Here is a 12,395-nt window from a genome sequence, read left to right as displayed (position 1 = left end):
AAATAAGCATTGGATGCGTATCCATTCAAAAATCAACACCTTTCATGGTATGGAAGGAAAGGCCAAAACTTGCATATCCTTATTATACCAACCGTATAGCTATTGAACAATGATAAAACTACCATTAAAAATCACCCTATTAGGCGTTCTATTTGTAGTGTCTTTCGGCGCACTACATGGATCGGATATTCCTGAAAAGAAAAAACAACCGAATATCGTCTTCTTTTTTGTAGGAGACATGGGCTGGCAAGATACTTCGGTGCCATTTTATAAAGAGGTGACTGCACTTAATGAAAGGTATCATACTCCGAATTTGGAGAGATTGGCCCGAGAGGGAATGAAATTCACCCAAGCTTATGCCAGTGCAGTCTGTACTCCCTCCAGAGTAAGTTTAATGACAGGGGTAAATGCTGCCAGACATAAGGTTACCAACTGGACCTTAATAAAAGATGAATCCCCTGATAATGATCACGAAGTGGTAAAGTCTCCCGATTGGAATCTAAACGGCCTGAGCCCAGTCCCAAATATTCCTCATACCTTCTTTCATCCAGAAAATTTACCCCTGCTATTGAGTCAAAATGAGTATAGGACCATTCATATAGGGAAAGCACATTTTGGGGCCATAGGTACTCCAGGAGAGGATCCATTAAACTTGGGTTTTGACCTTAACATTGGTGGAAATGCGGCAGGTGGCCCCGGGAGCTATTTAGGTATTCATAATTTCAGCGCAGCCTGGAAAGGTTCTGGCAACCCTTTATTGGATTTACCCGGCTTGGAAGCTTACCATGGTGAAGCCATTTACCTAACTGAAGCACTGACCAGAGAAGGGCTAAAAGCTGTATCAAAGGCGGTTGAAGACGACAAACCTTTTTACCTGTACCTATCACATTATGCCAATCACCCGCCTCGGGAAAAGGATGAACGCTTTTACCAAAATTACATAGATCAAGGCCTAAATGAATTGGAGGCCACTTATGCATCAATGATTGAAGGCATGGACAAATCCTTGGGAGACATTATGGATCATCTGGAAAAACTCGGTGTGAATGACAATACAATTGTCGTTTTTATGTCAGACAACGGACCCCATCCGCAGGTACCTCAGAACCTACCCTTGAGAGGACATAAATTAGGTCCATATGAAGGAGGTATCAGGGTACCCCTGTTGGTCAAGTGGCCAACTGTAACCATTCCGGGAACAGTTTCAGAGGATTGTATTATCATTGAAGATATCTTCCCAACCTTTTTAGAAATGGCAGGATTGAATAGCCTGGTAAATAAAAGCATAGATGGTCAAAGCTTTGTTCCTATTTTAAAAGGGGAGCCTTCTAAATCCGCAGACAGAGCACTACTATGGCACTTCCCAAACACCTATTTTAGCCCACCTTATAGTGTGGTTAGAAAGGGAAACTGGAAGCTGATCTACTACCATGTGGATCAAAAATTTGAATTGTTCAATTTAAAGGATGATATCGGTGAATCCACCGAGCTAAGCAATACCAATAAGATTAAAACCAAAGAAATGGCTGAATTGATGACAAAGTTATTGAAAGAGACCGGAGCACAAATGCCAACAATAATTGCTACCGGACAATTCGTGCACTATCCTGATCAGATATATAGCCTGCATTAAAAAGATTTTGTCAGCATTGTTGCAGAAAAAAGCAACAATACCGCCATAATCAAGATGTGTATGATCTTCCTCACCAAGGGCTGACACCCTTGGCTGAGATATTGCGCCCCTTTACGGCTTGGTGTAATCCTAAGACTTGGTGCGCGTTTTTGATTAAGAATTGGTAATTTATGGTTTAAGGGTTCAGTCAGTACATTGCTGGTTCGGTAGACTTGAAATCTACGACAGCATGTTATTTTAGACATTTTTCGGCCTTCAAAGATTATGGTTTTTGGTGCTGGATGGAAGGCGTTAAAAAAATGAGTTAGCTCCAAAAAGGAGATCCACTCATTTTTAGCCTAGAGTCCAGCACCAAAAATCAAATGATGGTAATGTAAATGAAATATTTTCCATAAACCTTGTCCATCATTTGAAATAAGATTTGACAGCCTTGATTTTTTTGGTTCGTTTTTTTATCAAGAAAAAAATGAACAGTGGATATCCAGAAAAATCACCCCATCTCCGTAAAACCTAGGTATTAAGGCCAATTCATGAAATGGAAAAAAGTCATCAGAATGATTTTGTCAGCATTGTTGCTGAAAAAAGCAACAATACCGCCATAATCAAGATGTGTATAATCTTCTTCACCAAGGGCTGACACCCTTGACTGAGATATTGCGCCCCTTTAGGGCTTGGTGATGTGTTTTAGAACTTAATGTACGTTTTTTTATAAGAAATAGACGTTATGATTTTTGTCAGCATTGTTGCGGAAAAATGGCAACAATACCGCCATAATCTATGACGTTAATTTCGCCAATCCAGTCGCTGATGCCACTGGCTACAAAAATATCACCCTTGAAGGGGTTTTCTGTTGGCGTAAGGATTAATACGTGTTTTCGGTAAAGACCAGTTCCGTTGTGATTAATATCCGTTTGTGATTTGGCAGCTCGTGCCCATTTTTTAGAAAGCCTTAAAGGTTAATTTATGATAGTAAAATTAAAATCGATCCTTTCAGAAATAAACGGTTGTATTGAAATTGGTTAAAAAGCCCGAGCAGCACGAATATACGTTTTGATGGACTTGCTACCAATTGCCTGATGTCCATTTTCGAAGCCATGGGCCCAGGCAGTATAGCCATTTTGCTCAGTAGAACTCCAGTAATAATCAGCAGCAAAACCACCATATCCATTTACATGAAGATTAGTGTACATCAAATATAACTCAGCCCGTGATGGTAAAAACCACTCGGTGCCAAGGGCTCGACATACATCTGTGGCGGTACCTTCCATATTATCGCATTTAATTTGCATTGTGTTAGCCATCCCATCACCTACTCTTGCTCCTTCTATTGTTTCTGCATCGCTATCCTTAGGCTCGCTCTCTACGTTATTTAACCCTTCAAAATCTATTCGGTGACATCCCCATTCTGAAGCCTCACTCTGATCTGTCTTAGCTGCTACCATTCCCGTTCCATCAGTGGTGTTTAGGTAGAAGATTAATCCCTCTTTATAAGTCTTGCCGTACAGACTATCTAAGAGAATTCCCCCATCAAACAATTTCTTTGGCGTTTGACCTCCATCCAATAATGTTTGGACTTGAGTCGGATCAAATGAATCACAACTTGACCCGAGATAACCGATTGGACAGTCACAAATGCCATCATTGCATATGCCTCCGTTTTGACATGTAAGCTCGGCGCAAGCATCTTTTTCGAATAGACTACAAGAAGAGATGGATAGGGAACCTATTAACAAGAGAACCATTGGTAAATAACTCAATACGCTACTTTTCATGTGTTTTTATTATTTTTGAAACTGCCTATTTTGCTTTGTAATTTCAGCAGTCTACTTTCATCTGACCTGCACATTTACCGAAACTCCTCTTAGAATAAAATTCTTTCTCGTTTATAAAATTGTGTAGAGCATAGAAATTCGTTCCTAGTGCATTTTACACGCTAAAACTAACTAATAATTTATTAACATTTGGCACATAAAAGTAATTGCGTTTTAAAACAGGTAATTTATTTCAGGTACAAACCATTGTAAAGCACAATAATAAAATTAACCCGATGCCGAATAAACACGACTAAAAGTTAGAAGATTTTGTCAGCATTGTGGCCAAAAAGAGCAACAATGCCGCCAAAATCAAGATGGGTATAATCTTCCTTACCAAGGGCTGACACCCTTGGCTGATTTATTCCGCCCCGTCCTTGAACAATTCTCAAAATTTAATCCACGTTTTCGGTAATCAATTGACGTTGGGATTTTGTCAGCATTCTTGCGGAAAAATGGAAACAATTACGGCTACTTGATTAGCCCCTGATACCTTCCCATCCAATAGGGCAAAAGCCAGTAAACCGGTTCTTTCTCTTGGGAAGGATCACCTGAAACTGCCAAATAGGGGTTTCTATCCCAACGCATGGTGCGGTATTCGCTGGGCGGTCTCAATTCATTTACCTGAATCTCTTCCAAAATCGGCGATCTTACCAAATGCAGGTCTTCTCTACGGCCATTGTCAATAGCCCAATCCACCAAACTCAAGGGGGCATCCTGAAGGAAAAATACTGAAGCCCCCAGCTCCTCAGTCTCCCCTGTCAAAAGGTTGTAGGTAAAATTAAGCAATGGACTTTGGGTAGCTTTAAATTTAGCAAACCATTGGTCCAAATGCTTGCGGTATTCGGCCTTTAGTTCAGGATCTTCTTCCAAGTTAATTAGTGGTGGATAAACATACAGGGCCATGTATATATCAAAATAGGTTTCAAACGCCGGATTGGTCGTATACAATTGCTTGGCATTTTCCAAATACCCATGCACTTTGATTAACTTTATATAAGCCTCTTGAAAGGCTGCTTTTCCGGTAATAGCATGGGCAAACTTAAGAAAGGACAGTATCTCCAGTGAATTCAAGGGCTTCTCCGGTAACCATTCAGGGTCATCGCTCAAGCTTTTTGGTGACCAAACACCCCATTTGGTGGGCTTGCCATCTACGCCAACCAAATAGAAGTCATTTCTCAAAAGATGATCCATGATTTGCTCCACATGGGCTGCTATTCTTTTCTTTTCGGCCTCATCAGCCACAAGAAAATAATACCAGTAATACCCAAAAAAATGTCCGGCAAATTCATCACTACTGGTATCCCCCTTCCACAACCATTTGCCATCCGCTGAAGGATGCCAACGAACTTCAACAGGCTTAGTCCTTGGATTATCGATGATGGCTTCTGTCAATTCCCTCTCCGTATAGGTTCTGTTCATGTCGTGCATCGGCCTCTCCCAATCTATAGGAACAACTGTCCGGGCAAAAAAGCCATCCCTGCCGGTAACCTCCCGCAAAAGATGCAAAAAGTCAAAGGCTTTCTTTGCCCGTTTTTTTGCCTCTTCAGACTTGGTGACGGCATAGCGGAAAGACTCCATGGCCAGGTACATGGCCGTATATTCCCCGTCATTGTCGTCATCATCAGCAACTATACTACTGGTATCTCCGGGCACTTCCAGTTTAAACCTTGCCACTATCCCGGGTTCTCTAACATGTCTTGTAATCAACTGATCATAGAAATAATCCGCCTTTTCGGCCAGGTTCATTTTCTTTCTCCGAATCACACTGACCCCATCCGCAGTTGCCACCCAGGCATTTCCTTTGGCATCAAAATCAATGTCTCTAACCTCATCAGCCCTTAGCCAACGTTGGCTTAAACGGACAGAATAGTCACTTTCTCCCGGCTGAAAGCGGGTAATCCCATAATCAGTTCCTGCCCACATTTTACCGTCAGGGGCTTTTTTCACAAAATTCACATGGATATTGGTAATGCCATCGGCCGGCTCTTTTTTATCGATTACCCTGTCTCCATTTCTTATGGTGACACCCCCGAGTCCTGCAACCCATAGGTTACCTTGCTCATCAAAATCCAGCCCCTTGACATAGGCACTGATTAGGTCTTCATTTTTTTGATAGGCTATTGTTTGCTCTTCTTTGCAATGGTACAATCCTATATCGGTCCCCAACCAAAGCCCTCCATTCTTGTCCGAAAGTACTGCCCGAATACTTCTGGCATTGGTGAAATTCTTGGGCTCCCATTGATTATTGCTGTACAGCCAAATTCCATAAGGACCAAATGCATAGACACCTTGGTCCGTACTAAGCACCTTGGCGATAGGAGGTTTTGGTCCGGGAACTTGCAACAGTGTATTGTTCTCCAAAGCATAGACCCCATCCCATGAGGCCAGCCAAACCTTTCCTGTAGCGTCTGAATCCAAGTCATAGGCAGGTCCTATATTTTCTTCAGGAAGCATTTGTTCCCAATCGCCCGCTGGTTTGGACTTTTTGTAAACACCATGCCCGGTAGCAATCCAAACATTTTGATCTGGAGAAAGGTGAATGGCACGCACATCATTGGCAGCGGCAATATCCTTATGCACCAGAAATCCCTCATGGTATTCCTGTACAAAGGCAGTATCAGTATGGCTTGTCGCCTTCTTTTCAGGAACATGGTCTGCTTCAGTGATTCTTCCACAGCCCATGGCCATAACAGTCATAAGAAGACCTAGCCCATTGATTTTAATATAGTTGTACATGTTTTGAGACTCGAATTGAAAATGGTAGGGACTGGTACCATGTGAAGGGCAAATTGACTTAGGAATTAAAGCGCTTCATAATTTCTTTCCAATCGGTGAAGATGATGCCTTCTTCTTCGAAGAATTGTTTCAAATCCGGATCAGCAAACATTTCCGCTTCCCAAATCCTTTGCTGCCAAGAGCCGGTGATGGTTTTCAACTGTTCGGTATCTGCAGAAGGGTGGAAAATGATTTCTGTCAATCCGGGTTTCAGTGAGCGGATCAATTCTTTAAAAGCTTCCTTTTTCTCTTCATAGGTATCTGCCTTTGGTGCACTGGTAAAGAAATCCAATTTGGGCAAGGTGTAAGTAGCCATAAAATCTACCACTTCATCGGTGATGGGGTAACCTCCCTGTCTAAAAATCTCCACCACCTCAGGGTTTGAAAGGTCAATGGCATTGGCAGGAATACCGTATTCCATGGCCATTTTAAGGTAAACGATGGCATATTTGGGATCGCCATACAAGGTGCCCATATGGGTATCGATATGATCAGGACGGTAGCCCAAGGCAAGGGATTTTTCGATCTGCGCCCTAACTTCTGTGGCCACTTCTTCGGCAGAAGCATGGGCAACCACCTCTTCTACAGAGCGCCATAACATCCCTTCATCGTCAATAAGCCCGGGTACTTCCTCCGCCGGAGCAACAGAAGACCAACGCCAGGTTTTCCATTCACTGGTCAAGGCAAGGTGCAAGCCAAGGTCTATTTCGGGATGTTCTATGGCCCAGGCAATGATTTCCTCAAAATTAGGACAAGGAGGCATGGCTGCGGCAGATTGGATATCTCCGGCCATCAGCATTTCTATGGCTGCGGTATTGGCTTCAGGACTCATACCAATGTCATCTGCATGCAGCATAATTACTTTCTTCCCTTCCGGATAACCCAATCTTTCAGCCCAATTGGCCGGGGTTTTGGCCTCGGTTTGTTGTACTTCAGCAGAAGTACTTTTTTGACCACAGGAACTTATGATTATTAGCGATGCCAGAAAGAGGCTGGAAAATATCTTGTTTTGCATAACTTTTTCTTTTTACTACTCATAAAGAGGTGTTTATGACTAGTTGGAGGGAGGGGGAATGTGAAATGTTTTTGGAGGTGGAAATGAATAAAATCTAGAAAAAGTTAGTATTGGAAAACACGATACACTTCTTTATAATAATTAATGGAATTATCAATTTTTAATATGAATAAACAAGGCTTCAGGGAAAAACTTTTGCAAAAAATTAAATATACAAAGTTAATTAATGACTTATAACATCAAATATACGGCACATTAACTCTCCTCTTATAAAATATATCCTATTTAAAACTGTGAAGTTAGAGTTCAAAAGAATGCACCCATATAAACCGGAGGTAAGAACAAAAAAATTCCATTTATACAACCAACCCATTATTATTATATTCAGTATAATATCTTCCTTTATGAAAACTGCCAAACTTGCGAGAAAATTTTCATTTTTTCATCAAATGTTAAATCTTTAATATTTTTTGACACGTTACGTTCGATAAGTTTGTTTATCATTTCACATTCACCCTCTAACTCCAATAAAACGTCTTTTTTATCAATTGGTGCTTTTTGTACCTGAAAGGATTTAATATAGAAATAAGAAAGTATTTTACCTACATACCATTCTAAATGTGCCCAGAGATTCGAGTATTCATTAATGAACTTTGCAGTATGTACAATCTGGTTTCTATGCAAATATATTCTGTCAAGTTGGTGCTTTATAGCAAGGTTTGACGATTCAATTCTATTTTTCCATAATGAAAGTTTACCATGCTTGGGGAAATCACCAAGAGTTTCGCCCCAATTTTCATTTATTTTGCAATACTGAGTACACAAAAGCTCACTGCATCTTTTTAATTCATCAAAAAGATCATTGGCCTCATCATGTGTTTCAAGAGTAAAATTTAACCACTTAATCAAATTAGTTTGAACAAAAGGCCTGTTGAAGTCTACTTTTACTTTAATACTATTTAAACAAAAATCATTTGAGTGATTAGCTTGATCAAATCTTAGTATAAACGATAATAATTCTCTACCGATAGAACCAGCAGACAAAAACTTTGGGAAAAAGTATTGAATATTTGAAATATCATTACCTAACTTATCATAGGGGATTAAAGTTTCGAGGGCTGTCCAAAGTAAATTTAGACTATTCTCAATTGATTTGGAACCTAAAGCTAAATTATAGAAGTAAATAGATTCAGCAATTGCATCTATTTTATGCAGGAATGTACTATCATTAAATTCAAATTTATAGTTTTCAGACACTTGTTTAAGTGTTTCTCTTAATGTACTATCTCTCGACACAACATTTATAGGATCATGTTTAGCAGAACTTTTTTTATAACCAGCATCTCGTCTATTAGTTAATCGCCAATGCGTTTTATCAAAGAAATCCAAAAAATATTCAAGAGATGTTCTTTCTCTAGAAATAATAAAATCTTTTATAAAAGTGTCATAAGTATCTCTTATGAAATTATTCGGATCAAGGGTTTGAGTTTCAAATATTATAAGTTCATCAGATAAAACAGTAAACTGATCAATATTATCACATATATTTTTAGAAGAAATGGTAGTATACTCAATTTGTCTATCATCTAAATACCTTGTCAAATAGGAGTTGGTTAATACATCATTACTTTTATTGAGAATAAACTCGTAATTCCTAGGTTTTAGATTAAGTACACTAAAAAAAAATCTAAAGGAAGTCGTAGTGTTCTTTGAGGTCATACTTAGAGCAACTTTTGATATACTCTCTACAGAGTAACCTTTGAACACTAAAAACGGTATTAAAATACCTATTAATGGATCTAATTTCTTTTGAATAGTCCGGTAATTCAGACTATCGTTATTAATTAGAGATTCAATTTCAAATCTGAGATTATCGTAGTAATCAAGATTTAATTTTTTTAGAAAAACTCTAGTTCTAGTTTGAAGGCTTTTAATTTTTTTTTCGTTTTTTGAAATCTCTTTTACATCAAGAGATTTATAATAGGTAATAATTTCATTATGATATTTTTTCAATATAACATCATTAATTAGACTTGATGAAAGCGTGACAGAAAGGGTTTCGGAAAAAATAGAATTGAATCTGTGGATAGATTTTTCTCTGTTTAAAACAAGCCTAGTAATTTCATTAATCTCAGCTAGTAAGATATATCCATTGGTTGTTTTGTGTCTGTTGGTTATTATCTCATTAAAATCAGTTAGTTGTAAAATTCGCTCAATGAAATATTTAGAAATATCTGATTGATCTGCGTTCCAAAGACTACTTTTTGTTACAAGCATTGTAAAATATTGACTCGTTTAATTTAATGAGATTAATAGTCTTAGTCTTGAATATTAGTAATTGCATAAGTATAGCACTTAACTCTACAAGTAAACATAAAACAAAAAAAATGCATCACTTATAATCATAAGTGGAAAAATTTATTTATCATTTTCTATTTCTAAAATCCTATTTTTCAATCGTTCTATTTCTAACTTAGCTTTTTCAAGTTCACTTTCTTTTACTTTTGGAAAAACCAAATCAACTCGCTGCTTTATCTCATCTTTATATGATAATAATGGCTGATATAATTGAAAATAAGATTTCCCAATTACACCAGTAAACAAAATTAAGTTCGGGTTATTATCTCCTCCTTTTAGAATATGAGATGTAGCAATACCGGGGTAAGGATCAATAAAATATATTTTGGTAATCCCTAATTGATATGCTTTCTTAGAACATAATTCGCAAGGACTTGCAGTTGTAAATAAAACACCATTTTCTATACCTTGACTCCCGTATTTAGTCAATTGCAAAAATGCATTTTCTTCGGCATGAAGTGACCGAGTGTGAACTTGATTTTTTTCATTTTCTAAATTATTTTGAATCTCTTTAAAACAATAAGAGCTATTATGACCACAATTATTCAATTTTCTTATTTCATCATTTTCATAAACTGACTTAAAATAAGATCGAAATTTTGAATCATTTTTTTCATAATCACTATACGCATCCATATCAGCTGAATCTATTAAGTCCTGTGTATTTCTTAGTATACATGGCACTTGACCTTGAGGACTATTATTCCACCCAATTGATTTAATTGAGAAACCATTATCTGTAATTGCCGCTCCAACTTGTCTAGACAAACAACCTGAATTGAGTTTAGCTGTATAAGCAAGTTGCATAACTCGTTCTATAGACGTTGGAGGAACAATTCCTGGCTTTAATATTAAAGAATAATAATGAATTAATTGTTTTATAAGACCACTAAAATTTTCATTCTTAGTACTTGAATTATGAATATGAATATCTGACAGTTCAATACACTGTTGAATATTTTGAGAAATATACAAATCAATACCATGTAGCTTATCAGGATATTCTTGATTATCTAATTTTTCAATTTGCTCTTTTGTATAATTATTATTTTGAAGTCTTTCTTTCCTGTCTGTATCATTCACATTGATAGCCAACATATAAAAAGCGGAATATCGTTCTTTAAGATATGATATTTCAAAGGGATTTCTTAAAGCATCAATTACTATAAAGCTTTTTCTTTCTTGATTTTTGGATACAATTCTAATTAACTTAATGAATTTATTAACTTTTTTAACCAAAGCGTCTGTATTATCACTTCCTTTATCTAACTTACCACAAATGGCTTTTCCACATGACCTGATATTATTCCCAATTATCTGATATATACTTGTATAAGAATTATTATATTTAGACAATTGAAGTTTTAATTTTTCCGTAAAAAGATTAATTTTTCTAAAATGAAAATCATAAATATCATTATGTTTATCATCTATTTTTTTTAATTCTATTCTTACTAAATGTAATTTTTCAAATTCATTTTTTATTTCTGATAAACTTTTTAGGTAATCACAATCCGGGGTTAAAGTATTTAAATATTTACAAAAATCACTATAGGTATGTTCTAAAATAAAAGCAGTAATAATATCTTTTACTCGTATTATGTAAAATGGCTCCCAGTTATTTTTAGCATAATTTAAAGTTATTTTATATTTACGTTCTTCGTTTTTATTTTCAAACTTAAAAGAGTTAATTGGAGGAAACCTAAATTCATTTTTATCCAACGATAACTCCTGAGCAGTTGTGGAACAACCAGAACCAGTTCTACCAGTTAAACCCAATACTAAAAAGTCATTACGGTTTGAGTATATTCTATCAATTCCTTCTTTCATCTTATTTTTTAAAATACATCAATAGAGCCCACCTCACACATCATTTACAATAATTCTCCAAAACTAACTAATTTTTTATGATTAAGAAAGTGTTTGACAGAATAACACTACATTATATTTTGAATAATTATCAAATCAACAAATAACCTATCAAACTATAGGTATTCGCATACATATCCATCAACCAAAACCCCAATAAACAACTTACACCAACAAAACACCTTAAAATTGGCCAAAAACGACCAATACAGTTCAATAATTAAGTATTTAGTGTTTTTTACATGATAAAATTTGCATTTTATAAAACTAAAAAGTATTTTCATTGTAGTCATTAATATATAACCCAAAAACTTATTTGATATGAGCTCTATGAACTCAGTTTCGATCGACATTCCGGAAGAAGATCTAACGGAAATTAATAATGCCATTGCTACTCTAAAAACCAAGCTCTCTCCTTACTTGATTGCCATTACTCCTGCAGAGCGGCAGGCGGTACCCAAAATGAGTGATGGCACCATTCCCTTTGTGGAAAAAGCCATGGACTATGCACGGGAAGACGCACAGTTTCTTCCTCCCTATACTGATTTGGATGAAGTCCATAAAGACTGGAATGCGGTTAAGCACTTGGTCCCTATGCTTAGGGATATACAGCAATTAGAAAGCAACCTCAACGACACGGTGATGGTGGCTGGGTCTGAAGCCTATTTGGGTGCGCTGAGTTATTATAATTCTGTAAAATACGCCTCCAAACTAAATGTGGCCGATGCCAAAATCATCTATGAAGACCTCAAACAGCGCTTTCAAAAATCCAGAACATCCGGTGAAGCCGAAGGCTAACTCCTATATTCCGCAGCTTATTTCTTTAATCTATTGGTTTTTATAGCGATAAAACCTTACAGGTTTCACCCGCCAAATTTTAAGGTCCGGTTTATTTTCGACAAAACCTGTAAGGTTTGCGGATTTGAGGTAG

Annotated in this window: 7 protein-coding genes; 2 read left to right on the top strand and 5 right to left on the bottom strand. The window is 37.0% G+C overall.

Going from position 1 to position 12,395, the window contains the following annotated elements:
* The first annotated feature begins 109 nt into the window (after window positions 1–109).
* Complete coding sequence (locus AC13EX_RS13790; protein WP_482893131.1) at window positions 110–1,633, top strand: sulfatase; 1,524 nt, start codon at window positions 110–112, stop codon at window positions 1,631–1,633.
* A gap of 1,019 nt (window positions 1,634–2,652) precedes the next feature.
* On the opposite strand, the gene AC13EX_RS13785 is transcribed toward AC13EX_RS13790, so the two are convergent.
* From AC13EX_RS13785 to AC13EX_RS13765, 5 genes are all read right to left on the bottom strand, one after another.
* Window positions 2,653–3,405, bottom strand: coding sequence for a hypothetical protein (locus AC13EX_RS13785; RefSeq protein ID WP_482893130.1), 753 nt, complete (start codon window positions 3,403–3,405; stop codon window positions 2,653–2,655).
* Window positions 3,406–3,915: 510 nt separating this feature from the next.
* Window positions 3,916–6,183 carry a ligand-binding sensor domain-containing protein gene (locus AC13EX_RS13780; protein ID WP_482893129.1) on the bottom strand — a complete coding sequence of 756 codons (2,268 nt, stop codon included), beginning with the start codon at window positions 6,181–6,183 and terminating at the stop codon, window positions 3,916–3,918.
* Between the two features lie 58 nt (window positions 6,184–6,241).
* Complete coding sequence (locus tag AC13EX_RS13775; protein ID WP_482893128.1) at window positions 6,242–7,237, bottom strand: polysaccharide deacetylase family protein; 996 nt, start codon at window positions 7,235–7,237, stop codon at window positions 6,242–6,244.
* Window positions 7,238–7,639: 402 nt separating this feature from the next.
* Window positions 7,640–9,514: a hypothetical protein gene (locus AC13EX_RS13770; protein WP_482893127.1), complete on the bottom strand. Its 1,875-nt coding sequence runs from the start codon at window positions 9,512–9,514 to the stop codon at window positions 7,640–7,642.
* Between the two features lie 141 nt (window positions 9,515–9,655).
* Window positions 9,656–11,425 (bottom strand): hypothetical protein, encoded by a 1,770-nt coding sequence (locus AC13EX_RS13765; RefSeq protein WP_482893126.1) that lies wholly within the window; start codon window positions 11,423–11,425, stop codon window positions 9,656–9,658.
* A 360-nt stretch (window positions 11,426–11,785) separates the two neighbouring features.
* On the opposite strand from AC13EX_RS13765, the gene AC13EX_RS13760 reads away from it, so the two are divergent.
* Window positions 11,786–12,262: a hypothetical protein gene (locus AC13EX_RS13760; protein WP_482893125.1), complete on the top strand. Its 477-nt coding sequence runs from the start codon at window positions 11,786–11,788 to the stop codon at window positions 12,260–12,262.
* Window positions 12,263–12,395 lie beyond the last annotated feature (133 nt).

The sequence above is a fragment of the Cyclobacterium sp. L-R genome (genome assembly GCF_056859355.1).
This window is presented reverse-complemented; position numbering and strand designations above follow the sequence as displayed.

Bases quoted from the DNA above. Each gene is read 5' to 3' on its own strand.
- AC13EX_RS13760 (WP_482893125.1), top strand. From the start codon at position 11,786: ATGAGCTCTATGAACTCAGTTTCGATCGACATTCCGGAAGAAGATCTA.
- AC13EX_RS13770 (WP_482893127.1), bottom strand. From the start codon at position 9,514: ATGCTTGTAACAAAAAGTAGTCTTTGGAACGCAGATCAATCAGATATT.
- AC13EX_RS13780 (WP_482893129.1), bottom strand. From the start codon at position 6,183: ATGTACAACTATATTAAAATCAATGGGCTAGGTCTTCTTATGACTGTT.
- AC13EX_RS13775 (WP_482893128.1), bottom strand. From the start codon at position 7,237: ATGCAAAACAAGATATTTTCCAGCCTCTTTCTGGCATCGCTAATAATC.
- AC13EX_RS13765 (WP_482893126.1), bottom strand. From the start codon at position 11,425: ATGAAAGAAGGAATTGATAGAATATACTCAAACCGTAATGACTTTTTA.
- AC13EX_RS13785 (WP_482893130.1), bottom strand. From the start codon at position 3,405: ATGAAAAGTAGCGTATTGAGTTATTTACCAATGGTTCTCTTGTTAATA.
- AC13EX_RS13790 (WP_482893131.1), top strand. From the start codon at position 110: ATGATAAAACTACCATTAAAAATCACCCTATTAGGCGTTCTATTTGTA.